This is a genomic window from Marinobacter lipolyticus SM19, assembly GCF_000397065.2.
Lineage (GTDB): Bacteria > Pseudomonadota > Gammaproteobacteria > Pseudomonadales > Oleiphilaceae > Marinobacter > Marinobacter lipolyticus.
The window spans coordinates 209,919-234,412 of the sequence record NZ_KE007327.1; the positions used below are offsets into that span (position 1 = coordinate 209,919).

General features: G+C 57.6%; 25 protein-coding genes. 9 read left to right on the forward strand and 16 right to left on the reverse strand.

All coding sequences use genetic code 11. The annotated features are described in order from the left end of the window. The coding region (locus MARLIPOL_RS15540) for an ammonium transporter (RefSeq protein ID WP_012139246.1) at positions 1 to 1,258 on the reverse strand (1,258 nt) is incomplete at its 3' end. Between the two features lie 71 nt (positions 1,259 to 1,329). Next, positions 1,330 to 1,668 carry a P-II family nitrogen regulator gene (gene glnK, locus MARLIPOL_RS15545; RefSeq protein WP_004578958.1) on the reverse strand — a complete coding sequence of 113 codons (339 nt, stop codon included), beginning with the start codon at positions 1,666 to 1,668 and terminating at the stop codon, positions 1,330 to 1,332. Between the two features lie 386 nt (positions 1,669 to 2,054). Here glnK and MARLIPOL_RS15550 point away from each other — a divergent pair, with 386 nt between their 5' ends. The 3 genes from MARLIPOL_RS15550 (at position 2,055) to trmB (ending at position 4,711) form a co-directional block, all read left to right on the forward strand. Beyond that, complete coding sequence (locus tag MARLIPOL_RS15550; protein WP_012139247.1) at positions 2,055 to 2,309, forward strand: accessory factor UbiK family protein; 255 nt, start codon at positions 2,055 to 2,057, stop codon at positions 2,307 to 2,309. Positions 2,310 to 2,378: 69 nt separating this feature from the next. Further along, entirely contained in the window at positions 2,379 to 3,902 is a 1,524-nt protein-coding gene (locus MARLIPOL_RS15555; RefSeq protein ID WP_012139248.1) for a YifB family Mg chelatase-like AAA ATPase, read from the forward strand. 92 nt (positions 3,903 to 3,994) lie between these two features. After that, positions 3,995 to 4,711, forward strand: coding sequence for a tRNA (guanosine(46)-N7)-methyltransferase TrmB (gene trmB, locus MARLIPOL_RS15560; RefSeq protein WP_012139249.1), 717 nt, complete (start codon positions 3,995 to 3,997; stop codon positions 4,709 to 4,711). Between the two features lie 14 nt (positions 4,712 to 4,725). Here the strand turns inward: trmB and MARLIPOL_RS15565 are convergent, their stop codons facing one another. The 10 genes from MARLIPOL_RS15565 to MARLIPOL_RS15610 form a co-directional block, all read right to left on the reverse strand. After that, positions 4,726 to 5,259, reverse strand: a complete 534-nt coding sequence (locus MARLIPOL_RS15565) for a hypothetical protein (protein ID WP_012139250.1) — start codon at positions 5,257 to 5,259, stop codon at positions 4,726 to 4,728. Then, positions 5,259 to 6,416 carry a radical SAM family heme chaperone HemW gene (gene hemW, locus MARLIPOL_RS15570; RefSeq protein WP_036192009.1) on the reverse strand — a complete coding sequence of 386 codons (1,158 nt, stop codon included), beginning with the start codon at positions 6,414 to 6,416 and terminating at the stop codon, positions 5,259 to 5,261. The genes MARLIPOL_RS15565 and hemW overlap by 1 nt, the downstream gene beginning before the upstream one ends. After that, positions 6,407 to 7,024 (reverse strand): RdgB/HAM1 family non-canonical purine NTP pyrophosphatase, encoded by a 618-nt coding sequence (gene rdgB / locus MARLIPOL_RS15575; RefSeq protein ID WP_012139252.1) that lies wholly within the window; start codon positions 7,022 to 7,024, stop codon positions 6,407 to 6,409. Before rdgB ends, hemW begins: the two co-directional genes overlap by 10 nt. After that, positions 7,024 to 7,473, reverse strand: coding sequence for a DUF4426 domain-containing protein (locus MARLIPOL_RS15580; RefSeq protein WP_012139253.1), 450 nt, complete (start codon positions 7,471 to 7,473; stop codon positions 7,024 to 7,026). Before MARLIPOL_RS15580 ends, rdgB begins: the two co-directional genes overlap by 1 nt. Next, positions 7,473 to 8,075 carry a methionine biosynthesis protein MetW gene (gene metW, locus MARLIPOL_RS15585; protein WP_012139254.1) on the reverse strand — a complete coding sequence of 201 codons (603 nt, stop codon included), beginning with the start codon at positions 8,073 to 8,075 and terminating at the stop codon, positions 7,473 to 7,475. The genes MARLIPOL_RS15580 and metW overlap by 1 nt, the downstream gene beginning before the upstream one ends. Further along, positions 8,072 to 9,220, reverse strand: a complete 1,149-nt coding sequence (gene metX, locus MARLIPOL_RS15590; protein ID WP_012139255.1) for a homoserine O-succinyltransferase MetX — start codon at positions 9,218 to 9,220, stop codon at positions 8,072 to 8,074. The genes metW and metX overlap by 4 nt, the downstream gene beginning before the upstream one ends. A 120-nt stretch (positions 9,221 to 9,340) precedes the next feature. Then, a complete protein-coding gene (locus MARLIPOL_RS15595; protein WP_012139256.1) occupies positions 9,341 to 11,305 on the reverse strand; it encodes a dynamin family protein in 1,965 nt (654 codons plus the stop codon). A gap of 223 nt (positions 11,306 to 11,528) precedes the next feature. Next, positions 11,529 to 12,110 carry a YggT family protein gene (locus MARLIPOL_RS15600; protein WP_012139257.1) on the reverse strand — a complete coding sequence of 194 codons (582 nt, stop codon included), beginning with the start codon at positions 12,108 to 12,110 and terminating at the stop codon, positions 11,529 to 11,531. A gap of 103 nt (positions 12,111 to 12,213) precedes the next feature. Then, the gene (gene proC / locus MARLIPOL_RS15605; RefSeq protein ID WP_012139258.1) at positions 12,214 to 13,044 is read right to left on the reverse strand and encodes a pyrroline-5-carboxylate reductase; all 831 of its coding nucleotides are present in this window, start codon (positions 13,042 to 13,044) and stop codon (positions 12,214 to 12,216) included. 62 nt (positions 13,045 to 13,106) lie between these two features. Beyond that, positions 13,107 to 13,811, reverse strand: a complete 705-nt coding sequence (locus tag MARLIPOL_RS15610) for a YggS family pyridoxal phosphate-dependent enzyme (RefSeq protein ID WP_012139259.1) — start codon at positions 13,809 to 13,811, stop codon at positions 13,107 to 13,109. A 147-nt stretch (positions 13,812 to 13,958) separates the two neighbouring features. Here MARLIPOL_RS15610 and MARLIPOL_RS15615 point away from each other — a divergent pair, with 147 nt between their 5' ends. The 3 genes from MARLIPOL_RS15615 to MARLIPOL_RS15625 all read left to right on the forward strand — a co-directional run bounded on the left by MARLIPOL_RS15615 (position 13,959) and on the right by MARLIPOL_RS15625 (position 17,730). Continuing rightward, positions 13,959 to 14,993 carry a type IV pilus twitching motility protein PilT gene (locus MARLIPOL_RS15615; protein ID WP_012139260.1) on the forward strand — a complete coding sequence of 345 codons (1,035 nt, stop codon included), beginning with the start codon at positions 13,959 to 13,961 and terminating at the stop codon, positions 14,991 to 14,993. Between the two features lie 71 nt (positions 14,994 to 15,064). After that, complete coding sequence (locus MARLIPOL_RS15620) at positions 15,065 to 16,186, forward strand: PilT/PilU family type 4a pilus ATPase (protein ID WP_012139261.1); 1,122 nt, start codon at positions 15,065 to 15,067, stop codon at positions 16,184 to 16,186. 122 nt (positions 16,187 to 16,308) lie between these two features. Further along, positions 16,309 to 17,730, forward strand: a complete 1,422-nt coding sequence (locus MARLIPOL_RS15625) for an OmpP1/FadL family transporter (RefSeq protein ID WP_012139262.1) — start codon at positions 16,309 to 16,311, stop codon at positions 17,728 to 17,730. 32 nt (positions 17,731 to 17,762) lie between these two features. On the opposite strand, the gene MARLIPOL_RS15630 is transcribed toward MARLIPOL_RS15625, so the two are convergent. Then, positions 17,763 to 18,140, reverse strand: coding sequence for a hypothetical protein (locus MARLIPOL_RS15630; protein ID WP_036192012.1), 378 nt, complete (start codon positions 18,138 to 18,140; stop codon positions 17,763 to 17,765). A 223-nt stretch (positions 18,141 to 18,363) separates the two neighbouring features. Beyond that, a complete protein-coding gene (gene polA / locus MARLIPOL_RS15635) occupies positions 18,364 to 21,093 on the reverse strand; it encodes a DNA polymerase I (protein WP_012139265.1) in 2,730 nt (909 codons plus the stop codon). An 84-nt stretch (positions 21,094 to 21,177) separates the two neighbouring features. On the opposite strand from polA, the gene MARLIPOL_RS15640 reads away from it, so the two are divergent. Together MARLIPOL_RS15640 and MARLIPOL_RS15645 are read left to right on the forward strand one after the other, a co-directional pair. Continuing rightward, positions 21,178 to 21,516 carry a DUF2782 domain-containing protein gene (locus MARLIPOL_RS15640; RefSeq protein WP_012139266.1) on the forward strand — a complete coding sequence of 113 codons (339 nt, stop codon included), beginning with the start codon at positions 21,178 to 21,180 and terminating at the stop codon, positions 21,514 to 21,516. Between the two features lie 133 nt (positions 21,517 to 21,649). Beyond that, entirely contained in the window at positions 21,650 to 22,066 is a 417-nt protein-coding gene (locus MARLIPOL_RS15645; protein ID WP_012139267.1) for a hypothetical protein, read from the forward strand. Positions 22,067 to 22,148: 82 nt separating this feature from the next. Here MARLIPOL_RS15645 and MARLIPOL_RS15650 read toward each other — a convergent pair whose 3' ends face one another. Continuing rightward, positions 22,149 to 22,790 (reverse strand): DUF4124 domain-containing protein, encoded by a 642-nt coding sequence (locus tag MARLIPOL_RS15650; RefSeq protein ID WP_012139268.1) that lies wholly within the window; start codon positions 22,788 to 22,790, stop codon positions 22,149 to 22,151. A gap of 6 nt (positions 22,791 to 22,796) precedes the next feature. Then, positions 22,797 to 23,435 carry an orotate phosphoribosyltransferase gene (gene pyrE / locus MARLIPOL_RS15655; protein ID WP_012139269.1) on the reverse strand — a complete coding sequence of 213 codons (639 nt, stop codon included), beginning with the start codon at positions 23,433 to 23,435 and terminating at the stop codon, positions 22,797 to 22,799. A gap of 81 nt (positions 23,436 to 23,516) precedes the next feature. Between pyrE and MARLIPOL_RS15660 the strand changes: the two genes are divergently transcribed. Then, positions 23,517 to 24,323 carry an exodeoxyribonuclease III gene (locus MARLIPOL_RS15660; RefSeq protein WP_012139270.1) on the forward strand — a complete coding sequence of 269 codons (807 nt, stop codon included), beginning with the start codon at positions 23,517 to 23,519 and terminating at the stop codon, positions 24,321 to 24,323. The last annotated feature ends 171 nt before the right edge of the window (positions 24,324 to 24,494 follow it).

Below are 24,494 nucleotides of genomic sequence, written 5' to 3' on the forward strand. Positions count from 1 at the left end.
TGACAAACTCCGGATAGGCTTCCATACCACACTCCGACAGATCGACGCCTTCGTATTCGTCTTCTTCGCTGACGCGGATGCCGATGACCGCCTTGAGGATACCCCAGACAATCAGGCTGGCACCGAAGACCCAGACGAAGATGGTGAGGGCACCAATGATCTGGCCGGTAAAGGTAGAGTCGCCATTGGTGATCGGCACCAGCAGCAGGCCAAGCAGACCGCAGACACCGTGAACCGAAATGGCACCCACGGGATCGTCGATGCGAAGCTTGTCCATGGTGACGATGCTCAGTACCACCAGAACACCACCCAGGGCACCAAAGATGGTTGCAGTCAGAGCTGTCGGCGTGGACGGCTCAGCAGTGATGGTCACCAGGCCGGCCAGTGCGCCGTTCAGCAGCATGGTCAGGTCAGCCTTACCGAACATTAGGCGAGCAGTGATCAGTGCGGCGATGGCGCCACCAGCTGCTGCTGCGTTGGTGTTCAGGAAGACCATGGCAACGGCATGCGCGCTGGAGACATCTCCCAGTTTCAGAACTGAGCCGCCGTTGAAGCCGAACCAGCCCATCCAAAGGATGAACGTACCCAGTGTCGCCAGTGGCAGGTTAGCACCCGGGAAGGCGCGAATCTCGCCGTTCGGGCCGTACTTGCCTTTACGGGCGCCGAGCAGCAGAACGCCTGCCAGAGCCGCGGCTGCACCGGCCATATGAACGATGCCAGAGCCGGCAAAGTCACTGAAACCAAGGTCGCCGAGGTTGAACATGCCGAAGACATCCTCACCGTTCCAGGTCCAGGCGCCTTCCATCGGATAGATGAAGCCGGTCATGACGACGGCGAATACCAGGAACGCCCACAGTTTCATGCGCTCGGCAACCGCACCAGACACGATGGACATGGCTGTGGCTACGAATACCACCTGGAAGAAGAAGTCAGACGCGCCGGAGTAGATGGAACCACCCTCGAAGCCGTCTTCACGGCTGGCGAACTCGCCCATCACACCGCCGACGTCCACGTCGCCCATGCCGGACAGGAAGATGTTGCCGCCGTACATGATTGCGTAACCGCAAATCAGGTACATGGTGCAGGACACCGCGAACAGGGCCACGTTCTTGGTGAGAATCTCAGTGGTGTTTTTGGCGCGAACCAGCCCGGATTCCAGCATGGCAAAGCCAGCTGCCATCCACATGACTAATGCGCCGCACACCAGGAAATAAAAAGTATCTATAGCATACTGCAGGTGAAAGATGTTGCTTTCCATATGAAGCCCTCCGCACGAGGCTTTTCAGGTTATAAGTTTTTTGCGTTGGCTATCGGGAATTCAGGCTGTTATCAGACCGCTTCCTCGCCGGTTTCACCGGTCCGGATACGGATCGCCTGTTCGAGTTCTGTCACGAAGATCTTGCCGTCACCGATCTTGCCGGTATTGGCAGCCTTGGTGATCGACTCAATAACCTGGTCCAGCAGGTTGTCACCGATGGCGACTTCAACCTTGACCTTGGGCAGGAAGTCCACCACGTATTCCGCGCCACGATAGAGTTCTGTGTGGCCTTTCTGCCGCCCGAAGCCTTTCACTTCGGTGACGGTTACGCCTTGCACGCCAATCTCGGATAGTGCCTCACGGACATCATCCAATTTGAAAGGCTTGATGATCGCTGTCACAAGTTTCATTGCTTTCTCCTTGGTAAAGCCGTCCCAACAGTGAGGGCCCATTGGCCGTTTGTGTTGAGGTCGGGATGCTGCCACCTCGCACACCAATTGTGCGGATTGCGTACGAGGTTTATTGCATCGGGTGTGCCAACGCAAAAAAGTTGCATAATTTCAAATTGTTAGAAATATAACGCTCCAGTTTGGAACATTATGCTGCACCAAAAAAGAGCATTGATCTCCACGGCGAGCCATATTGGCGCACCATGCAAACCGTCCTGCGGCGCTATTATACTGCGGACAGGGCACAGTATGGCAGGGCCAGTGTTGTGTTACACTCCCGCAAGTCCATTCCGGGCGCCTGATCGTCGGTTGGCACCGGAACCCGTTGATGCCAGAGAGGTGATGTTGTGAAAGGTCCGCAGGATTTTTTGGCCCAGTTACAGGGCCAGTTTGGCCAGTTCGTGCCCGATATGGCCCGTGCGGCCCGGGAAGATTTCGAAACCCAGGCAAGGGCAACGGTGATGTCGGTGCTTTCCCGCCTTGAGCTGGTAACCCGTGAAGAGTTTGATGCCCAGCAGGCGGTGCTGATGAAGACCCGCGAAAAGGTGGAGGAGCTGGAGAAGCGCGTTGCCGCACTGGAGAGCAAACTGCAGGACAACTGAGCCTGCACCGATATGGGCCGACGTGCCCATGGGTTGAACACCGAGAGAATCTGACCACGGAAGGTCGCTATGTTAGCTATTGTCCATGCCCGCGCCAGTATTGGCGTATCTGCCCCGGCCGTTACAGTTGAGGTGCACCTGTCCGGCGGCTTGCCGGCTCTTTCCATTGTCGGACTTCCGGAAACCGGAGTCCGGGAAAGCAGGGAGCGGGTCCGAAGTGCGCTGTTGAATGCCGGTTTCGAGTTCCCCGCCCGACGTATAACCATCAATCTGGCACCTGCCGATCTCCCCAAGGAGGGAGGCCGCTTTGACCTGCCCATTGCCCTGGGGATTCTCGCGGCCTCGGGCCAGATACCCCCGGAAAGCCTGACGGCCTGCGAGTTCGTGGGGGAGTTGTCCCTCGATGGCGCCTTGCGTCCCCTTAAAGGCATACTGCCGGCAGTGCTGGCCGCACGCGGGGAAGGCAGGAAGTTGCTGGTGCCACAAGCGAATGCGTCCGAGGCCGCCCTGGCGAGCCAGGACGACGTGCTCTCTGCCGCCCACCTGCTCACCGTATGTGAGCATTTGTGTGGTCGGGCGACACTGGTGCCCATTCCGCCTGCGTCACTGGACGAAGGTGCCGTTTCCGGACCGGATCTTGCGGATGTCCGGGGGCAGTCTGTACCAAGACGTGCGTTGGAAGTGGCGGCCGCTGGAGCTCACAACCTGCTGTTTTATGGCCCGCCGGGAACCGGGAAGAGTATGTTGGCCAGCCGGCTGCCCGGTATTTTGCCACCGCTCACCACCGAGGCTGCGCTGGAAGTGGCCAGTGTCCATTCGGTGGCGGGTCTGCCCGTGCGCGACGGATACTGGCGGCAGCCGCCGTTTCGTTCTCCCCATCACACCGCTTCTGCTGTAGCCATGGTCGGAGGTGGCAGCAGCCCCCGCCCGGGAGAAATCTCCCTCGCCCATCGTGGCGTATTGTTTCTTGATGAATTGCCAGAGTTTGAGCGACGGGTGCTCGAGGTGCTTCGCGAACCCATGGAGAGCGGGGAGATATCCATCAGTCGCGCCGCCCGGCAGGTGTGTTTCCCGGCCCGCTTCCAGGTCGTGGGCGCCATGAATCCGTGCCCATGCGGTTACAACGGCCATCCGACGATTGAATGCCAGTGTACGCCGCAGCAGGTGATGCGCTACCGGGGTAAGGTGTCGGGGCCGTTGCTTGACCGCTTTGACCTGCACGTGGAAGTGCCGGTTCAGGGTGGGGATGTGTTAATGCAAAAACAGGCGGATGGTGAATCCAGTGAGGCGGTCAGAGTCAGGGTGGCCCAGGCGCGTGATCGCCAGCTGCAGCGGGGAACCATCAATGCCGGCCTGGGTGGCAGCGAGCTGCATCGGCACTGTCGGCTGGACAGTCAGGGAGAGGTCTTGTTGTCCGGCGCGATGGAGAAGCTTGGACTTTCCGCCCGCGCCTTGCACCGAATCCTCCGTGTGGCGAGAACACTGGCGGACCTGGATGACTCCGATGGAATCGGCAATGGCCATCTCGTGGAGGCGTTGGGCTATCGCAAGCTGGACCGGCAGCAATCCGCTAATTCAGTTGTGTCGGCCTGAATCGATCCACTCTGGTAAACTGTGCGGTAATTTCTCCAGAACCAGAACCAGAACCAGAACCAGAACCCGCTTCCTGCGGTTGAGGAACCCAGATGACCGACGAAAAAGATCTGTCCAACGATTCCCCGGTAACCACACGCCGTGGCATTCGTAGTTTTGTTCTGCGCCAGGGGCGCATGACCGAAGGCCAGAAGAAAGCGTATGAGCGTAGCTGGCCGATCTATGGGTTGACCCGTGAGCAGGGCATGGTTGATCCGCGCCAGGTGTTCGGACGCGATGCCGTGCTGAATCTGGAAATCGGCTTCGGGATGGGCAAATCCCTGGCTGATATGGCCGAAGCGGCACCTGAGCAGGACTTCATCGGCGTCGAGGTGCACCTGCCGGGGGTGGGGGCGTTGCTGAAGGAAGTTGAGGATCGGGGGCTTGAGAATGTGCGGGTCTACTCCATTGATGCCAACGATGTCATCGACCTGTGCCTGCCGGATGCCTGTCTTGACCGCGTGATGGTGTTCTTCCCGGATCCCTGGCACAAGAAGCGGCATCATAAGCGCCGCTTGATCCAGCACGACTTTGTCCAGCGTATTCGCCACAAGCTCCGTGTCGGCGGCATTTTGCACCTGGCAACGGACTGGGAAAACTACGCTGAACATATGATGGAAGTGATGAATGAGGCGGAAGGCTTTGCCAATGCCGCCGGGGCCGGCCAGTATTCGCCCCGTCCTGACGATCGTCCGATGACAAAGTTCGAGAGGCGCGGTGAACGGCTTGGTCACAGTGTCTGGGATCTGCTCTTCCACCGTACCAACTGACATTGTTGATGGCGTTACCCGTGGGCGAGCGGGTGGCGCCTTGCCGCACGAATAATCACCAGCCCTGCTAGTCCCAGCATCAGCCCGGTGTATTTGACGAGAGCGCAAATCGTAGCGGACAGGCTGAGCGTATCCGTTGGCGGATTGAGGTTGTTCAGCAGAAGAATGTTCTCCAGCACGTCACTGACACCGGCACACACAAACAGCGCCCTGACCCAGCGCGCCACGTTGCGCTCACGAACCCCCGGGCGATCCCGCATAAGCAGGTTGGTCACCATCAACAGGGTAATGACATAAACGGGAATAAACAGGAAATCCAGCCACAGGGAGAGATGCGCCCAGATCATGATGTCTCCGCGCCAGCTGCGCAGAATGGCCAGGGAATGATCTGCAGTGGCGGCCAGCTGAAAGCTGATGATGCCCTGTGGAGCTGAACCGGTTTGCAGAGGTTGGTTAATGGCCAGCAGGGTCACCAGCAGGATGATGGAGAAGATCATGCCCAGCTTCAGGCGTTTGGGCAGTGATCGGATGATGCTTGGCATGTCCATTACAGAAAGCGCTCCAGCAGGCTGTTCAGGTACCTGTGGCCAAGTTCGGTGGCTTTGATCCGATCCGGGGCCAGCAGGTTTTCCTTTCTTAGTTGTTCAAGTTTTACCGCAACCGTACTCAGGGGTAAACCAGTTCGTGTGCTGAACAATTGATCATCCACGCCCTCTGTGAGGCGCAGCGCATTCATCAGGAACTCCAGGGGTAAATCGCCAGGTTCGATGGTCTCGCTGCCGGCGGTGCGGCTGCCAATGCGATTCAGGTAGGCCGAAGGCTGCCGGGTTTTCCAGTACCTTGATACGTTTCCGGTTCCGGTAATTTTGCCATGGGCGCCAGCACCAAGTGCCAGATAGTCACCAAAGGTCCAGTAGTTCAGGTTATGTCGGGAAGCCATGCCGGGACGGGACCAGGCAGACACCTCATAATCGCTGTAACCGTTCTGTCTCAGGAAATCGCCCCCTTTCTCATAGATATCCCATAAGCGTTCGTCATCCGGCAAAACCGGGGGGCGACTGTAGAACTCGGTATTGGGCTCCAGGGTCAGCTGATACCAGGAGACGTGGGGTGGTTCCCAGGCCAGTGCGGCTTCAAGGTCGGCAATGGCATCGTCCGGTGTCTGGCCTGGCAGGCCGTGCATCAGGTCCAGGTTGAAGTTGTCAAAGCCCGCCTGTCTGGCGGCCTGGATCGCTCGATGGGCGGCCTTGTCATCGTGGATACGGCCGAGAACCTTCAGATGTTCCGGGTTGAAACTCTGGATGCCCAGGGAGAGACGATTTATGCCGGCTTCATGAAACCCCTCAAATCGTGCCTGCTCCACGGTTCCGGGATTGGCCTCGAGGGTGATCTCGGCGCCGGGGCTGAAATCCAGGCGTTGTCTCAGAGCCTGAAAAAGCTGCTGATAGAATGCCGGCGACATCAGCGAGGGTGTGCCGCCACCAATAAAGACGGTCTGGATGCTACGACCTCCGGTCAGGGAAAGGTCCTGATCCAGATCCTCCAGTAGTGCCCGCAGGTAGGCCTCTTCCGGGATATCACCGCTAAAGGCATGGGAATTGAAGTCGCAATAGGGGCACTTGCGCACGCACCAGGGCACGTGGATATAAAGGCTCAGGGGCGGCAGTGTTGTCTCCGACCCTGCGGGGGAAGAGGTCACGACGATGCCGTCCTGGCCTTCAGCTGTTCCAGCAGTTGAGCCAGGGCTCGGCCGCGATGGCTGATCCGGCCCTTTTGATCACGACTCAGTTCGGCGGCACTGCAGTTTGTTTCCGGGACCAGGAACACGGGGTCGTAGCCAAATCCGCCTTCACCACGCCGGTTTCTCAGAATGCTTCCGGGCCAGCGGCCATGGCAGATAACGGGTGTTGGATCATCGGCGTGGCGCAGGTACACCAGTACACAGTTGAACTGGGCGCCTCGTTCTCCGTCCGCAACGGATGACATGGCTTCGAGTAACGCCTGGACGTTGTCGTCATCACTCGCGTTTTCGCCTGCGTAACGGGCGGAGCGAACACCGGGGGCGCCGCCCAGGGCATCAACCGCAAGCCCGGAATCGTCCGCCAGTGCTGGCAGACCGGTTTCGCGGGCGGCATGGCGGGCCTTGAGGATGGCGTTTTCGACAAAGGTAACTGCCGGCTCCTCCGCTTCGCTGACGCCAAGCTCACCTTGCGACACTGGCTGAATGCCGAGTGGGCTCAGCAAGTCAGTCAGTTCCGCGATCTTGCCTTTGTTGTTGCTGGCGATGACCAGCTGCGTAGGTGTTGAAGTCATCAGTTGTTAAACAGCGTGTGGGCGAATCGGATGGGCAGGTCCTTGCCAGCACCCGCGGGACGGGCGGTGATCTGGAACGTCATCAGTTCGGCATCGCGGTACTGGTACTCCGCTATAAAATACACGGACTCACCTTCCTGAATGCGACGGAATGCCAGGAATTTTGGCTGCTGGATATCATTCAGGGCCTTGCCTTCCACTTGCCCGGACACCGGTGTCAGGCTGCCGTTTTCCCCTTCGCGCATAATGGCGATGTTGACGATACCAATACCCCGGGAACGGGTGAGGTTATTGGCCTTGGCCACCTCAGGATCTAGGAAGGTGCTCGGAAATACGCTGTAGTGCACCTGATACTCGCCAAAGTCCTTCGAATCGGCGGCGTGGGTCTGAAAGCTGATGAAGGCAAGGCAGATCAGGGTGGCTGCCAGCCAGTTTCGGGCATTCCGCATTAGGTTTCCTCCCGTGTAATACGATAGATGGCAATCTCTCCCAACATATTAGGCCATAGGCGGGCGAGCCAGCTATTCTGGTGTTGTCCGTCCACCACCCGACGACTTTTGATGCGGATGTTTTTCTGACGGCACAAGGCTTCAAAATCCCGGAATGTGCACAGCCGGATGTTGGGCGTGTTGTACCATTTGTATGGCAATGCTTCGGACTCCGGCATGCGCCCTTTCAGGGTCAGGCCCCATCTCAGGCGCCAGTGGGCAAAGTTGGGGAAGGTGACGATGCCTTCACGGCCAACCCTGAGCATTTCCTCCAGCACCATGTCTGGCCGTCGTACGGCTTGCAGTGCCTGGGTCATCAGTACGGTATCGAAGGTCCTGTCGTCGAAGTTGCCCAGTCCCTGGGTGTCCAGGTTTTGTTCAATCACCGAAACGCCACGACCCATGCAGGTGGTAATGTGGTCTGGATTAATTTCCAGGCCAAAACCGCTGGCACCGCGCTCGCGCTGTAGAAAGTCCAGCAGGGTGCCGTCACCACAGCCCAGGTCGAGCACCCGATTGCCGGGTTTGACCCATTGCTGAATGATTTCCAGATCCGGTCTCATGCGCCCACCTCCCGTGCAACACGATCCATATAGGCGTTAAAGATATCGGTATACCTGGGGGTGGGAATCAGGAAGGCATCGTGTCCCCAGGGCGCGTCGATTTCCGCGTAACTCACCCGTTTTTTTGCTGCGATCATGGCATTGACCATTTCTTCGGAGCGGGCCGGCGTGAAGCGCCAGTCGGTGCTGAAGGACAATACCAGGTATTCACAGTTCGAAGGCGCCAGCGCCTTGGACAGATCGCCACCATACTCGTAGGCAGGGTCGAAATAATCGAGGGCGCGGGTCATCAGCAGATAGGTGTTGGCATCGAACATCTCGGAAAAGCGTTCGCCCTGATAGCGCAGGTAACTCTCCACCTGGAATTCCGCGTCATAGCCGAATTTGTAGGCCTGGTCCCGCAATTCCCGGCCGAATTTTTCACCCATGGAGGCATCGGAAAGATAAGTGATGTGGCCCACCATTCGTGCCAGCATCAGGCCGCGACGAGGCACGGTATCGAAATCCTGGTAACGGCCGTCGTGAAACTCCCGGTCCGAGGTGATGGCTTGCCGTGCCACTTCGTTGAAGGCAATGTTCTGGGCCGTCAGGCGGGGGGTGGAGGCAATCACTACCGAATGGCGCAGCCGGTCTGGGTAATCCAGACTCCACTGCAGCGCCTGCATGCCGCCAAGGGAGCCGCCCACGACAGCGGCCCAGCATTCGATGCCGAGCCGGTCTGCGAGCAAGGCCTGACTCTGTACCCAGTCGCTGACAGTTATCACCGGGAAATCCGGGCCGTAGGGTTTGGCCGTCTTCGGATTGACGCTGTTGGGGCCGGTGCTGCCATGGCAGCCCCCGAGATTGTTCAGGCTGACGACGAAGAAGCGATTTGTATCGATAGGCTTGCCCGGGCCAATGCAGCTATCCCACCAGCCAGGTTTTCGCTCTTCCATGGAGTGGTAGCCGGCGGCGTGGTGATGGCCGCTGAGGGCATGACAAATCAGAACGGCATTGCTGGCATCGGCATTCAGTGTGCCGTAGGTTTCGATCACCAGATCGTAACTATCCAGCGTTTGCCCACACGCCAGGGTGATGGGCGCGTCAAAATGTAACGTCTGCGGGGTGACAATCCCGACAGAATCCGTTGGCAGGGAATCGGGCATCGGCGCGACAGGTTCCTGGTTCAGTCAGTGAAAGTCTGGAACAACGCAGGGAGAGCGGTTGCCAGCCCAGCAGTTTAAAGGCCGCTCTCCGTGCCTGCAACCGCAGGATGACCGGGCGCCTCAGACGGCGCCGGATATATTGACGACTTTCTGTTGAATCAGCGTGGGGGCGGGCTTGCGGATTTGCCGATGCATAGCGTCCGCCAGTTCCAGTTGCCGGCACAAATCGCTTATGGCGTTCTGCAGGCGTTCTCGCTCGGCACGACTGTCTCGATCATTACGTACCATGTCTCTCAGGCGTCGGATCTGGTGTTCCAGAAGCTGCTTCTGTTCCATCGAATACTGCATGATCGGTAGCAGGGCCTCCGACGGCCAGCGTTCCACATCGTTCCTGGCTCTTTGATGCAGGGTACGGGCTTCATTGACCATGACATTGAAGAAGCGCCTGACCAGCACGGATTGTTCGGCCAGCAGGTTTTTTGGGTTGGCCCGGAAACGCCGGGCTTTCTTGCGCAGTTCTCTGAGGGAAATGATATGGCGGCCTGAACGCAGGGGAATGGGCTCCAGGTGACGGGCGCGGGTGTCTTCGTTATAACGACGGTAGATGGCTCCGACCATCTTTTCCGCCAGTAAGCCCTCGCTCATGAGGTTGTTCAGGTCGCTTTCCAATAGCTCGAAAAAATGTTCCATGCCACGGTTCATGCCGACGGTCGTCCAGCTTTTTGACATGATTGTACGAACTTTGCTGGCGTGTGCTTCAAACCGCTGCTCATCGACCAGCTTTTTCAGCATTTCGCCCTGGGATTCCATCAGTCGACGGCTGGAACGCAGGGTGATCAGTTTCTTGTAGTAGAAGTCGTAGTCGTTCTGGGCCCGGTCAGCGAGGCGGCGCAACGCTTCCTTGTCCATGGTGACGCCGGAACAGGCGTGTAGTTCCTCTTCCAGGGCATCAAGGCGGGTTTGCATGGCGGCCTGACTGTTCTGCAGCATGCCCAGCAGATCGTTGATCAGGCTCTGGGTGATCAGTTCTTCCTTGTGCATCAGGATGCGTTTGACGATCAGCTGTTCCAGCTGGTCCAGATTGGAGCGGTCAAGCAGGTCCGGATTCTGCTTGATGCGGGCTATGAGGCCTTGCTTGGCTGACAGCGGAATGACATCACCACTGCGGATGCCAAGATGGTCCGCCGTGTACCCGCAAACCCGGTCAATGGCGTCGCGGGTGTGCTGCTCGCCCTGAAGGTCGTCCCAGAGCACGTCGATCTTGTTGAGTACAGCGAACCGGCCAGCACGATGATCGGCATGCTCGGTGTCGATGTGGTCCTTCCAGATGGTCATGTCACTGGCGGTGACTCCGGTGTCGGCGCTGAGAAGGAAAATGATGGCATGAGCCCGCGGCAGCATGCTGATGGTCAGTTCGGGTTCCGATCCCAGGGCATTCAGGCCGGGTGTGTCGAGAATACGCAGGCCGCGTTCGAACAACGGGTGACGGATGCTGATCTGGGCGTTGCGCCAGGCGGGAACCAGTACGTTGCCGGGGTTGTTCCGGTCGTGCTCCAGCATGTTTTCGTCGAAGCCCAGGTTCCGTGCCTCAGCGGGGGTAACGCTTTTGACCCGTGCAACCTCGGCGAGGACTTCCCGCATGACATCGGGGTTGCGCTCGTCCAGCTCATGTTTGACCCAGCGGTCGGGCTGCTTTCGAAGCTGATGCAATGACAGCTCCCCGGTGCGGGTTTCGATAGGGAGGAGTAACAGATAGTTGGCGTTTTCGGTGCGATCAAAGAACAGCTCCGTAGGGCACATGGTCGTGCGTCCAGCCTGGGACGGCAGCATGCGCTGGCCATACTCGGAGAAAAACAGGGCATTGATCAGTTCGGTTTTGCCACGGGAGTATTCCCCGACAAAGGCAATGGTCAGTTCGTCTTCGATCAATAATTCCAGGCCGTGCCGGATGCGGCGGCTCACGTCCTCTGAGAACAGGTTGTTATCCTGCAACCACAATCGATATCGACCTATCTGGCGGATCAGTTCCTTTTTCCAATTGTGGTAGGCCTCTACCTGCTGCGACAGAGTTCCTTGTTTGTTCATCGGAATTTCCTTCTGCGCGACTTCCGGGTAACGGTGTTGTTGCATTAATTAAAGGTAATAGTATCCCAATTTTTGTGGGTGTCTTTGTGAGCTAAAAGGGATGTATATAGCAGGGCAGCAGGTGTTGGTCAAAAAAAGCCGCAAAATCAACAGGATGAAGTGGCGGCTCTGGAATGATGTTTTGCGTTGATAACTGTAACGAAATGTATTTCCGAGACCTGGTTTACATTCCGGCCAGGGCACCCATGCCGGCACCGATCTTCAGGTGGTTGATAACCACCGATATCACGTTAAGGATCAGGAACACGACAATGGGCGACAGATCCAGGCCACCCATGGACGGTATCACGTTGCGTACCGGGCGCATGACCGGCTCGGTAATCTGAGCCACCAGTTGAATGGCGGGATGATGGCTGCTGGGGGCAATCCAGCTGACAATGACCACGGCAATCACCGACCAGAAGTAAATCTTGACGACGAGATCCAGCACGTTAAGGGCTGCCCACACCAGCAGGGTGATCGGATTAATGCTCGGTATGCCGCTGTTCATGGCCACCAGGATCAGCAGGAACGCGATGGCCTGAATGACGATTGCAAGCACCAGTGCGGCACCGTCGATGCCTCCCCAGCCCGGAATGACTTTCCGCAGCGGCCGTAGCAGAGGGTTGGTGGCTTTCACCACGAACTGGGAAATGGGATTGTAGAAATCCGCTCTCGCCAGCTGCAGCAGAAAGCGCAGCAGGACGATGGTCATGTAGAAGGTCGACGCGATGAGCAGGATCGTGATCAGAATGTCAGCCAGCATGAAGCCGTGTCTCCGTTATCGGTTACTGTTTGCCTTGGAGCCTCTGAATAACTCCTGAATCGCCTCTGCGCGCTCTGAAAGCCAGAGGCGATCCAGGAGTTGTTCAGAGGCTCCTCAATTCTTTGGCCATTTCTTCAGAGCGTGAGAATGCCGCGGAATAGGCTTTTTTGACCAGATCCCGCAGGCCACCGTCCTCAAAGGTATGGATCGCACGCTCGGTGGTGCCCCCCGGGGACATCACGTTACGTTTCAGTTGCGCCGGGTCGTGCTCGCTGCGACCGGCCATTTCTGCGGCGCCTGCCATGGTCTGGATCGCCAGTTGGCGGGCCGTCTCCGGAGCAATGCCGGCCTCTGTGGCCGCATCTTCCAGAGCTTCAAGCATCAGGAAAAAGTAGGCGGGGCCACTGCCCGACAGGGCTGTGACGGCGTGCAGCAGGGATTCCTCATCAACCCAGAGAGCGGAACCGATGCTGTTGAAGACGGTTTCGACCATCTTCTTCTGTTTGTCGCTGACCTGATCGTTGGCGAACAGTCCGGCGGCGCCTTTGCCAACCAGGGAGGGCGTATTGGGCATAACCCGGGCCAGTGGCAGGCCACCGCCGAGCCATTCGTCCAGTGTGTCGGCTTCCAGGCCGGCGGCAATGGAGACCATCAGCGGGCGGGTATTCTGTACCACCGGGGCGATGTCGCGGCAGACATCCGCCATGACCTGAGGTTTCACCGCCAGAATCACCATGTCGGCCTGCTGGGCGCAGTAGCGGTTATCCGTGGTCACGCTGACTCCGAAACGCTTGCGAATGGACTGCAGGTGACTGTCATCGGGAGCGCTGACCCAGATATCGGCTCCTTTGAAACCGTTGTCCAGCATACCGCCAATGATGGCGCTGGCCATGTTGCCTGCCCCGATAAACGAAATGGTTGGTGATGTGCTCAAAGTTCACTCCACAAGTTGATCTGTCGTTGATCCGGCCCCGATGATAACAGGAACTGGCCGATTCAGCTCTTTGGTGACCGTTTGCCGAAGAGGGCGGTACCAACGCGAACCCAGGTAGCCCCTTCTTCTATGGCCGTTTCCATATCCCCGGACATGCCCATTGAAAGTGTATCCAGGGGCCCGGCTTCGGGCTGGGCCTGGCGCAGGGTTTTCAGAGCATTGGCCAGTTTGCGGAAACTGGCCCGCAGTTTTGCCTCCGGCTGGTTGGGGGCTGGTATGGCCATCAGTCCCCGGAGGCGGAGATTGGGCAGCTCACCGATGGCGCTGGCCAACCCTTCCAGTTCTTCGAGCGAACACCCGGATTTGCTCTCTTCTTCATTGATATTGACCTGCAGGCAAATATTCAAGGGCGGCAGGTCGGAATTCCGTTGCTCGCTCAGGCGGCAGGCAATTTTCAGGCGGTCGACACTGTGGACCCAGGAAAACGCATTGGCAATCTGGCGGGTCTTGTTGGATTGGATGGGGCCGATAAAGTGCCAGTCAATGCCTGGCAAATCCTCCAGCGCGGCAATCTTGTCCAGGGCCTCCTGCAGATAATTCTCGCCAAAGGCTGTTTGGCCGGCGGCTGCAGCTTCCCTGAGGTCTTCTGCTGCACGTGTCTTGCTGACTGCCAACAGGTGCACAGAACCGGGAGGCCGCCCGGCTTTCAATGTTGCTTTTTGTATGCGTCGGGTTACGCTCCCGATGTTGTCTGCTATGCTGCTCATAGTGTGAATCCGCCGAGTCCGGTCTGTCACTGTCTCGCTGACACGTTACCCGCAGGTTACTGAAATGCCAAGTGATACTGAATGCGGGGGCCGTACCGGATCTGGCTCCAGACCGGGATAAAAGAAAAACGCCTTCCGAGGAAATCTATGGATATTACTGAACTGCTTGCCTTCTCGGCCAAACAGGGTGCGTCTGACTTGCACCTGTCCGCCGGATTGCCCCCGATGATTCGTGTTGATGGCGATGTGCGTCGGATCAACCTTCCGCCCATGGAGCACAAAGAAGTCCACGGGCTGATTTACGACATCATGAACGACAAGCAGCGGAAGGACTACGAAGAATTTTTCGAGACCGATTTTTCCTTTGAAGTTCCCGGTGTCGCCCGCTTCCGTGTCAACGCCTTCAACCAGAACCGGGGTGCGGGTGCGGTATTCCGGACCATCCCGTCCAAGGTCCTGACGATGGAAGATCTGGGCATGGGGCAGGTCTTCAAGGACGTGTCCTCGGTACCGCGGGGGCTGGTGCTGGTGACAGGCCCGACGGGTTCCGGTAAGTCCACGACCCTGGCGGCGATGATCGACTACATCAATGACAGTCGTTATGAGCATGTCCTCACCATCGAGGACCCCATCGAATTCGTGCATGAATCCAAGAAGTGCCTGGTCAACCAGCGCGAAGTGCACCGGGATACCCTGGGCTTTAACGAAGCATTGCGCTCGGCCCTGCGGGAAGACCCCGACATTATCCTGGTGGGCGAATTGCGGGATCTGGAAACCATCCGCCTGGCGCTGACCGCGGCGGAAACCGGTCATCTGGTATTCGGCACCCTGCACACCACCTCCGCGGCCAAGACCATTGACCGGGTAGTTGACGTGTTCCCGGCGGAAGAAAAGTCCATGGTCCGTTCCATGCTGTCGGAATCCCTGCAGGCGGTTATCTCCCAGACCCTGATGAAGAAAATGGGTGGCGGCCGGATTGCCGCCCACGAAATCATGATCGGCACGGCGGCGATCCGCAACCTGATCCGGGAAGACAAGATCGCCCAGATGTACTCGTCTATCCAGACCGGCGGTTCCATTGGCATGCAGACCCTGGATCAATGCCTGGAGCGCCTGTTGCAGAAAGGCCTTATCTCGCGTGAAGCGGCAAAGGCCAAGGCAAAAATGCCAGACAATTTCTGATCTGGCCAGCAGGCACGAACAACGTATCCGGTGCGCCCTTGCACCATAGATCGACGAATAGGTAATAAGTCATGGAATTCGAGAAACTGTTGCGGCTGATGGTGGAGAAGGGCGGTTCCGACCTGTTTATTACCGCTGGTGTGCCACCGAGCATGAAGGTGAACGGCAAGGTGCTCCCGGTCACCAAGAACGCTCTGACCCCAGAGCAAACCCGTGAGTTTGTCTACGGTGCCATGAACGACAGGCAGCGGGCCGAATTCGAGGAGAGCCACGAATGCAACTTTGCCATCAGTGCCCGGGGCATTGGCCGTTTCCGGGTGAGCGCCTTCTTCCAGCGTAACCTGTGTGGCATGGTACTGCGTCGGATCGAAGTGAAGATTCCCCTGATCGATGATCTCTCCCTGCCGGAGGTGATCAAGGACCTGGCGATGACCAAGCGGGGTCTGATCATGTTCGTCGGTGCCACCGGCACCGGCAAGTCCACATCCCTGGCAGCCATGTTGGGCCACCGTAACCGTAACAGTCGTGGCCACATTATCTCTATTGAAGATCCCATCGAATTCGTCCACCAACACCACGGTTGCATCGTGACCCAGCGGGAAGTGGGGATTGATACCGAAAGTTTCGAGGTGGCCCTGAAGAACACGCTGCGCCAGGCGCCCGACGTTATCCTCATCGGTGAGGTGCGAACCCGCCAGACCATGGAGTACTCGGTGCAGTTCGCGGAAACCGGTCACCTGTGTCTGGCCACGCTCCACGCCAACAACGCCAACCAGGCGCTGGACCGCATCATCCAGTTCTTCCCGCCGGAACAGCACAATCAGATCTGGATGGATCTGTCTCTGAACCTCAAAGCCATTGTGGCCCAGCAGCTGATTCCGACCCCGGACGGTCAGGGCCGCAAGGCCGTAATCGAGGTACTGATCAACACCCCGCTGGTGGCGGATCTGATTCGTAAGGCCGAAGTGCACAAGCTCAAGGAATTGATGTCCAAGTCCAATGAAGCCGGTATGCAGACCTTCGATCAGGCGCTTTACAAGCTTTATGCTGAAGGCTCGATCACCTACGAGGATGCCCTGGCTCACGCGGATTCCGCCAATGACCTGCGCCTGATGATCAAGCTTGGTACTGATGCCCAGGGCGCCGACCAGCTGTCATCATCCGTGGATAAGTTGTCGATTCAGGACGATTGATCAGTCGTCCTGCGGATTAGACTTTAGTATGAAATGATTAGCCTCCCGAACCAGTAGGGATGGCATTTGAGGCCATTGGCCCGAGATGCGTATACTCCGCCGCCAAATTAACAGGAGGAAGTATGCGCCATAACAAAACCAATCTCTTTTATGCCATCCGTTTGGTCACCCTGGCGTTCGCTGCGGCCCCCGTCAGTGTTCTGGCCGGTGGTTTTGCCTTGAATGAGCAAAGCGCCAGCGCCATGGGTGTTGCCAATGCCGGCACCGCCGCCAATCCCGAGAACGCGACCACCGTGCTGTTCAACCCAGCGGGCATGAGCCAGCTGTCTGGTACGAACCTCTCATTCGGCGCAGCTGTGCTGGATATTGATGCGGAAGCGAAACGGGGTGTAGAAGCTACCAGTCAGCTGGGGCTTCCGGTACAGGGTTCGCGTGGTGGAGATATTGCAGACCCGGCGGTACTCCCGAACGTGTACATGACTCATGAAGTCAGTGATTCCGTCGATATCGGTTTCGGTATTCATGCGCCGTTCGGCCTGGCTGCGGATTACGACGATGACTTTACGGGGCGCTTCTTTGCTGATGAAACGGAGTTGACTGCGATCTCCTTCAGCCCGTCCATTTCCGTTAACAACGGCAAGGGGCTGTCCATGGGGGCAGGAATCAACATCATTTATGCGGAAGGCAAGTTGACGCGGTTCATGGATAACTCGCTGGCCAGTTTTGCTGTGACGGCTCCGAGCGGCAACCCGGATCCCGGATTTTATGATCAGGGATATGCCAACATTGAAGGGGACGATGTTGGCGTCACCTTCCGTGTGGGTTTTCTGTATGAACTGTCTGAGAGAACCCAGTTCGGTTTGTCCGCCCAAACAGGTACCGAGCTGAATCTTGAGGGTGACGCCGATCTGACCGGCTATGTGAACCCGGCTGCCGGCGTGGTTACCCCAACCAGTGTTTCCGAGAAGGTGCAGGTGCCGCTGGCGATTCCTGAAAGCATTACCCTGGGCGCACGCCATCAGCTGACGGATGCCGTAACGGTCCTGGCTGGAGCGACTTATGCGAAGTGGAGCCGCTTTGAAGAGTTGGATATCGTAAGCCGTGAAGCGGGTGGGGAGATTACCCGCGCGCCGCAGGAAGGTGCGGTACTGAGTCATATTACCGAAAAGTGGCAGAATACCTGGCAGTTCAACCTTGGTGGTATCTGGCAGGCGACTCCGGAGTGGGCCTTAAAGGCCGGATATGCCTTTGATGAGTCACCGGTGAATGAAGACTTTGTGACGGCGCGGATTCCCTCCAACGATCGTCACTGGCTGACTCTCGGTGCCCAGTGGGCCGACCATAGCAGTGGCTGGACCGTTGATGTGGCGGCCGGCACCCTGATCTTCGACGGTAATGGCAAAGTGGACGAGCGCAACTACCAGCATGAGAACCCGTCGCAGGTCGCCCAGCTACCTACGGGCACTGAAGATCCGAGCAACTACCGGGGTGAGTACGAACTCGACGCCTGGAGTGCGGGTATCCAGGTCAGCAAGTCGTTCTAAGCGGATGATGCTGACTGGCTGACCGGATCCGGTCAGCCAACCACCTGGCCACGATAAATCACCTTGGTGCGTCGTGGTCGGGCTTTTTCTCTCTCCTGATGGCTGTTCTTGTCATCACTCTCTTCCGCTATAGCTTGCCCGCGGTAGGTTCGCTTTGCGTCTTCAGTTTTGTCGGTCTCAAGGTCCGCGATATCGAGATGAGGTACCCGCTCTTTCAGGGTTTCCCAGGTGCGTATCAACTGGTTTGAACGTGTTTTACTGGCGTAGTCTGCCAGCCTTTGCTCGAGATGCTCCTCGGTGAGGTGCAGCTTGACCCCGAACTCGGCGTGAATCATTCGACGGCACTGGTGGACGAGTTTGAGCAGGCCAGGGTCCAGTAGCCAGCTTCGTTCAGATGCCAGAGATGTCATGGTAACGGCCTCGGAAAAGAATTGTCACAACCTGGCTCCAGTGTGGATATGGGAGCCGACAGGCAAATAGCTAGCGAATTTCATGCCGTATCGTGAGGGCCCGCCGTTGTTGGGGTGGCGGTGTATAAGGCGGGCCGAAACGGGGCATTTTGACCGGAGTCTGCCCCAAAATGGTACCAGTAGGAGTTGGGCGGGCCGGATGGTAGCCCGGCCCGCCTGCAAATCAGTGCGCCTCGTCCCAGTTGTTGCCGACACCGGCCTCGACCAACAGGGGAACGTTGAGGCTGGCAGCCGCGGACATCCGCTCCTCAAGGCCTTTGCAGATTTTCTCCACCGCGCCCTCCTTGACCTCCAGTATCAGCTCATCGTGTACCTGCATGATCATGCGTGCGTCGTCTGCGTGGTTATTCAGCAGCCAGGTTTCAACGTCGATCATGGCGCGCTTGATGATATCGGCTGCGGTTCCCTGCATCGGTGCGTTGATGGCGGTGCGTTCAGCGGCCTGCTGCATCTGTTTGTTGCGAGCATTAATTTCGGGAAGGTACAGGCGGCGGCCGAACAGGGTTTCCACGTACCCGTCGTCGTGGGCCTGTTTACGGATGCTGTCCATGTACTTCAGAACACCCGGGTAGCGCTCGAAATAGCGGTCGATGTACTCCTGGGCAACGTTGCGCCCGACATCCAGTTGTCGCGCCAGGCCAAAGGCGGACATGCCGTAGATCAGCCCGAAGTTGATGGCTTTGGCGCTGCGGCGCTGATCTCCAGTGACGTCTCCCAGCGAGACGCCGAAGACTTCGGCGGCGGTGGCCTTGTGGATGTCCTCGCCGTGTTCGAACGCAGTCAGCAGCCCCTTGTCGCCAGACAGGTGAGCCATTATCCGTAACTCAATCTGGGAATAGTCCGCCGCCACCAGTTTGTGACCTTTGGGCGCAATGAAGGCCTGACGAATACGACGACCCTGCTCGCTGCGGATGGGGATGTTCTGCAGGTTGGGCTCCGACGACGACAGCCGTCCGGTGGCAGCAACCGCCTGGTGATAGGAAGTGTGAATGCGACCGGTGCGATGGTGGATCAGTTCCGGCAGGGTGTCGGTATAGGTCGACTTGAGCTTGCTCAGGCTGCGGTGTTCCAGAATCAGCCGGGGCAGGGCGTGTTCGTGGGCCAGTTCCTGTAGCACTGGTTCCGCGGTGGACGGAGCCCCTTTCGGTGTCTTCTTGATGACCGGCAGGCCCATTTTGTCGTAGAAGATGACCTGCAGTTGTTTGGGGGAGCCCAGGTTGAAGGTTTCACCAGCTTCCTCGTGAGCCTCTTTCTCCAGTTCCGCCATTCGCTCTGCCAGTTCCTGGCTGTGCTGTTTCAGGGTGCTGGCGCTGACCATCGCACCGCGCTGCTCCATGCGGGAAAGTACTGGCACCAGGGGCAGATCAATGTCCTCGTATACGAACTTCAGTTTGCCGGTTTCCGCCAGTTTCGGGCGCAGTACCTGGTGCAGTCTGAGGGTGATGTCAGCGTCTTCGGCGGCGTAGGGGCCCGCTTTTTCCAGATCGATCTGGTTGAATGTCAGTTGCTTGGCACCTTTGCCTGCTATGGATTCAAAGGTGATGGTTTGTTCATCCAGGTACTGCCGGGCCAGAGTGTCCATGTCATGGCGCGAAGCCACGGAGTTAAGCACATAGGACTCCAGCATGGTGTCTTCGGTGATGCCTTCCAGGGTGATGCCATGGTTCGCCAGCACGTTCTTGTCGTATTTCAGGTTCTGTCCCAGCTTTCTGGCGCCAGGGTCCTCCAGCAGCGGTTTCAGTTGCGATAGTACCTGATCCCGGTCCAGTTGTTCCGGAGCGCCCATGTAATCGTGGGCCAGGGGTACATAGGCGGCTTCACCGGCTTCGATGGCAAACGATACCCCGACAATCTCCGCGTCCATATAGCGCAGGCTGGTGGTCTCGGTGTCGAAGGCAAACAGGGGAGCCTGCTTCAGGCGGTCAATCCAGGTGTCCAGTTCTGCCTGGTCCGTGATGACGCTGTAGCGTTTCTCCAGCGTTTTATTGTCGTTGCTGGTGGGTTCAGCCTCACTGTCGGAGGGGGTGTCTCCCGCGTTTTCAAGTTCGGCAATCCAGGCGCGGAATTCATACTCCCGAAACAGTTCACGCAGGGTGCTGTCGTCCTGTTGGCGCAGTTGCAGGTCTTCCAGTCCAAAGGCCAGGTCGACGTTGGTGCGGATGGTAGCCAGTTCCCGGCTCAGGGGCAGGGTATCTACAGCCTCTCGCAGGTATTCGCCGATCTTGCCCTTGACCTTGTCCGCGTTAGCGATGACATGGTCCAGGTCCTGATGTTCCTGCAGCCATTTCACGGCTGTCTTGGGGCCGCATTTGTTGACCCCGGGAATGTTGTCCACCTTGTCGCCCACCAGGGCGAGATAGTCGATGATCTGCTCCGGTTTGACGCCGAACTTTTCAACCACCCCATCCCGGTCCATCCGGGTTTCGGTCATGGTGTTGATCAGGGTGACGTGGTCACTGACCAGTTGCGCCATGTCCTTGTCACCGGTGGAGATGACCACATCAATACCCTTGCTGGTGGCTTCATGGGCCAGGGTGCCGATCACATCGTCCGCTTCCACTTCCGGCACAATCAGCAGAGGCAGGCCCATGGCTTTCACAATCTCGTGGATTGGTTCGATCTGAGTAGCGAGATCGTCCGGCATAGGCGGACGATTGGCCTTATAGTCTTCGTACATGTCATGGCGAAAGGTTTTGCCCTTGGCGTCAAAGACCACCACCATCTTCGATCCCGGAAAATCCTGCTCCAGGCGGCGCAACATGCTGATGACGCCCTTGATGGCGCCGGTGGGTTGATTCTTGCTCGTGGTCAGGGGTGGCAGGGCGTGGTATGCCCGGAACAGATAGGATGAGCCGTCTACAAGAACGACCGGTGGGGTCTGTTGCTGTGTCATATCAAGCAGGTCCGAATTCTGATTGAAGCAGGGGTTGCGTTGTGCAACTCTGTAGCCATGAATGGACAAAAGGGTATCACGAAAATGAAACGAATCACCTGCCTGGGTGTTGTATCCGCGCTGCTGTGTATGCCGGTGGTGGCGCAGCAAAGTGGTGGGCTGGATGAGGAGGTTGTGGAGACCCCTAAAGAGCCGGTTGTGGTGTCGGATTACCAGCCGTCATCCGAGGGCCCGCAGATCGTGATTCGGCCCGGCGAGGAGGAAGTGTTTTACGAATACCGGGTGAATGGTCAGCTGGTGGAGATCAAGGTGGTGCCGGAAGTTGGGCCGGAATACTACCTTGTGCCGGCTGATGGCGGTGGCTGGATCCGTGAGGATGAAACCGAGATGTTGGTGCCCAGCTGGGTTATTTTCCGCTGGTAACGGTCCGATCATCATCTTGATGAGGTAGGCGCCGCTTTTAGTATGAACATTCTAATTTTAAACCGTAGCCTGAGCGAGTGTTATAAGGATCCTTAACGAATCCACAACCTCGAAAATCTCAGGAGAGAATATTATGGGTAAACTCAAGTCATATCAGGAACAGCTTCAGGACATCGTAGAGAAAGGTATCAACGCCGCAGAAGAGCAGCAGAAGAAGCTCGCGTCCAAGCCGTTCGACTATGCTGAGAAGCTGGAGTCTGAAGTGCGTGAATACAGCGTGAAGACCCTGCGTACCCGTTACGATGGCTACAGCGAGAGCCTGTTCGAGCAGCTGCGCAGCCTGAACAGCCGTTTTAACGGCTTTGCTGCTGATCTGGTTGCCAAGCTGGAAAAAGAAGCCGCAGAAGGCGCAGAAGCTGTTTCCGAAGCTGCGGAAGAAGTTTCCGAAGCAGCCGAGACTGCCAAGAAGTCTGTTGAGGCCAAGAAGCCTGCGGCGCGTAAAACTACCGCCAAGAAGAGCACTGCCAAGAAGAGCACTGCTTCTGCCTGATCGGCCTGGTGGTCAGGAATAAAAGGGGCTGCCCCAATCGGGTGGCCTTTTTTTTGTTCGGGGCGATGTTTCTGAGTCGGGATTACTGCGGTTCTTCCGGGAGCTCCAGGGGGAGTGTTCGCTCCTCACCGGTGAGCGATTCAAGGCGCTTGATGTCGGCCTCGAATTCGTCACGAAGTGAGCGGATGTCAGAATTCTGGGAAGCGATTTCTTGCTCGATATCGCGGACCTGGTCTTCCAGACGCCGAATCCTTTCCAGGGTAGATGCAGGCACCTCGCGCCCGGCGCGTTCCATGTCGGCAGCCCGGTCTTCTTCACTATTCAGCTGATTGACGATCACCGAAATGTTGCCCCGCTTGAGCTGGTTCAGGCTTTCCAGTTCTCGAATCTTGCGATGCATGGCCCTGACGGCTTCGTCGGGGTGGCTGTAGCGCTTTAGCAGTGCCTGATCGTGTTCCAGTTGCAGCCGCTCGGCTTCCTCGCGCTTCTCTTCAGCTTCCCGGGCGGCAATTTCTTCCGGGGTGGGGGCGGGGGCGACCGAGTCAATTACGCGGCCTTTTGAGTTAAGGATGTCGTAGCCGCGTTTAGAGGCTTCCTGAGGGACGGTATTGCTAATGACCAGTTGGCCGTTTTCATCCGTATAACGGTACATCCTCGCTTCTGCGACAGCTGTTGTCATAAGCAGGGCAGAAATGACGATAGAAAACCTGGTCAGATGCTTCATATGAACTCAGACTCCGTAACGATCCCGGTATTGTGCAACGTTACTGGCATGTTCGGCAAAGTCTTGTTGGCTGCTCAGGTAATCAAGAACCTGATCCAGCTGAATGATGCTGACCACTGGCAGGCCAAAGTCCTGTTCTACTTCCTGAATGGCGGAGAGGTCTCCGGTGCCGCGTTCCTGCCGGTCAAGGGCAATCAGGACGCCAGCGGGCTCGGCGCCAGCCGCGCGGATCAGATCAATGGACTCGCGGATGGCGGTGCCTGCGGTAATGACGTCATCGACAATCAGCACCTTGCCCTCAAGTGGGGCGCCGACGATGTTGCCGCCCTCTCCGTGATCCTTCTTTTCCTTGCGGTTGAAGGCGAACGGTTTGTTCTGGCCTTCAGAAGCCAGTGCCATGGCCGTTACAGTGGCCAACGGAATGCCCTTATAGGCAGGCCCGAAAATAATGTCATAATCCAGGCCGCTGCGCTGCAGGGCTGCGGCATAGGCTTTGCTTAGTTCGAGCAGGTCCTCACCGGTGTTAAACAGGCCGGCGTTGAAGAAGTACGGGCTGGTACGGCCGGACTTGAGCTGAAACTCGCCAAAACGGAGAACGTTACGGCGAATGGCAAATTCAATGAAATGTTGTTGATAGTCGTGCATGACAAGGCTTCTGGCGGGTGTGGATCTTTAATTAAAGCGTAAAACCGGTATCATACACACAAACCGAATCAGGGAACACGTATGCGGGTAGTATCAATCAGCGTCAACGGTCTGGCCCAGGCTGTTGAAAAAGGTTTTTTCGAGTGGCTGGCCGAGCAGGACGCTGATGTTGTGTGCGTCCAGGATCACCGCATGCGGGCCTATGAAATTGAGGACTTTAACCTGATACCGGAGGGTTACGAGGCCTATTTCATTGATGGTGAGAATAACGAGGATGGCGGTGTCGGTATCTATACCCGTCATTTCCCGAAAGCCATTATGTATGGGTTCGCTAATGAGCAGGCGGACCGCGAAGGGCGCTTCATTCAGGCGGACTTTGACAAAGTTTCGGTTGCCTGTGTCCTCGCCCCCTGTGCTCTGGGCCGGGAAGACGAGCTGATCGGCGACGATGACCTGACCGTGCTGGACCACAAGGACGACTTCATGGACGCCTTTGGTCTGCACATGCAGAAGACGTTGCGTAAGCGTCGTCAGTTTGTTTTCTGCGCCAACCTTCAGACTGCCCACCATGTGACGGATGCGAGTCCTCTTTATCACAAGCTGGATGTGTCTGGTTTCATGCCTCACGAGCGGGCGTGGCTGGATCGTCTGTTTGATGAGATGGGCTGTATCGACGCGTTCCGCGAGATCAACAAGCAGAGCAATCAGTTTACCTGGTGGCCGGAGCAGATCGAAGGTTCGCGTAAGAATGCGGGGATTCGCGTGGACTATCAGTTGATGACGCCGGGCATTCGCAAGACCATTCAGGACGGCTGGATAGACACCGGCACCCGGTTCTCCGATCACGCACCGGTGATCATGGACTACGACATCGAAATCGGCTTTTGAGTCTGGGGGAGGCGCCGGTATTGGGCCTTCTGCCCAGACACGCTGCAAGTACATCCCTGTACGCTTGTTTCCGGCCATCCATGGCCTCCAACAGTCTGGGCAGAAGGCCCAACACCGACGCCCGGACTTGCGGGGGGCACCGGTAGGTCGGATTAGGCGTCAGCCGAAATC

Excerpts from the sequence above, each read along its gene's own strand:
- glnK (WP_004578958.1), bottom strand. The coding sequence starts at position 1,668 with ATGAAACTTGTGACAGCGATCATCAAGCCTTTCAAATTGGATGATGTC.
- MARLIPOL_RS15555 (WP_012139248.1), top strand. The coding sequence starts at position 2,379 with ATGTTAGCTATTGTCCATGCCCGCGCCAGTATTGGCGTATCTGCCCCG.
- trmB (WP_012139249.1), top strand. The coding sequence starts at position 3,995 with ATGACCGACGAAAAAGATCTGTCCAACGATTCCCCGGTAACCACACGC.
- MARLIPOL_RS15565 (WP_012139250.1), bottom strand. The coding sequence starts at position 5,259 with ATGGACATGCCAAGCATCATCCGATCACTGCCCAAACGCCTGAAGCTG.
- rdgB (WP_012139252.1), bottom strand. The coding sequence starts at position 7,024 with ATGACTTCAACACCTACGCAGCTGGTCATCGCCAGCAACAACAAAGGC.
- MARLIPOL_RS15580 (WP_012139253.1), bottom strand. The coding sequence starts at position 7,473 with ATGCGGAATGCCCGAAACTGGCTGGCAGCCACCCTGATCTGCCTTGCC.
- metW (WP_012139254.1), bottom strand. The coding sequence starts at position 8,075 with ATGAGACCGGATCTGGAAATCATTCAGCAATGGGTCAAACCCGGCAAT.
- metX (WP_012139255.1), bottom strand. The coding sequence starts at position 9,220 with ATGCCCGATTCCCTGCCAACGGATTCTGTCGGGATTGTCACCCCGCAG.
- MARLIPOL_RS15595 (WP_012139256.1), bottom strand. The coding sequence starts at position 11,305 with ATGAACAAACAAGGAACTCTGTCGCAGCAGGTAGAGGCCTACCACAAT.
- MARLIPOL_RS15600 (WP_012139257.1), bottom strand. The coding sequence starts at position 12,110 with ATGCTGGCTGACATTCTGATCACGATCCTGCTCATCGCGTCGACCTTC.
- MARLIPOL_RS15610 (WP_012139259.1), bottom strand. The coding sequence starts at position 13,811 with ATGAGCAGCATAGCAGACAACATCGGGAGCGTAACCCGACGCATACAA.
- MARLIPOL_RS15615 (WP_012139260.1), top strand. The coding sequence starts at position 13,959 with ATGGATATTACTGAACTGCTTGCCTTCTCGGCCAAACAGGGTGCGTCT.
- MARLIPOL_RS15620 (WP_012139261.1), top strand. The coding sequence starts at position 15,065 with ATGGAATTCGAGAAACTGTTGCGGCTGATGGTGGAGAAGGGCGGTTCC.
- MARLIPOL_RS15625 (WP_012139262.1), top strand. The coding sequence starts at position 16,309 with ATGCGCCATAACAAAACCAATCTCTTTTATGCCATCCGTTTGGTCACC.
- MARLIPOL_RS15630 (WP_036192012.1), bottom strand. The coding sequence starts at position 18,140 with ATGACATCTCTGGCATCTGAACGAAGCTGGCTACTGGACCCTGGCCTG.
- polA (WP_012139265.1), bottom strand. The coding sequence starts at position 21,093 with ATGACACAGCAACAGACCCCACCGGTCGTTCTTGTAGACGGCTCATCC.
- MARLIPOL_RS15640 (WP_012139266.1), top strand. The coding sequence starts at position 21,178 with ATGAAACGAATCACCTGCCTGGGTGTTGTATCCGCGCTGCTGTGTATG.
- MARLIPOL_RS15645 (WP_012139267.1), top strand. The coding sequence starts at position 21,650 with ATGGGTAAACTCAAGTCATATCAGGAACAGCTTCAGGACATCGTAGAG.
- MARLIPOL_RS15650 (WP_012139268.1), bottom strand. The coding sequence starts at position 22,790 with ATGAAGCATCTGACCAGGTTTTCTATCGTCATTTCTGCCCTGCTTATG.
- pyrE (WP_012139269.1), bottom strand. The coding sequence starts at position 23,435 with ATGCACGACTATCAACAACATTTCATTGAATTTGCCATTCGCCGTAAC.
- MARLIPOL_RS15660 (WP_012139270.1), top strand. The coding sequence starts at position 23,517 with ATGCGGGTAGTATCAATCAGCGTCAACGGTCTGGCCCAGGCTGTTGAA.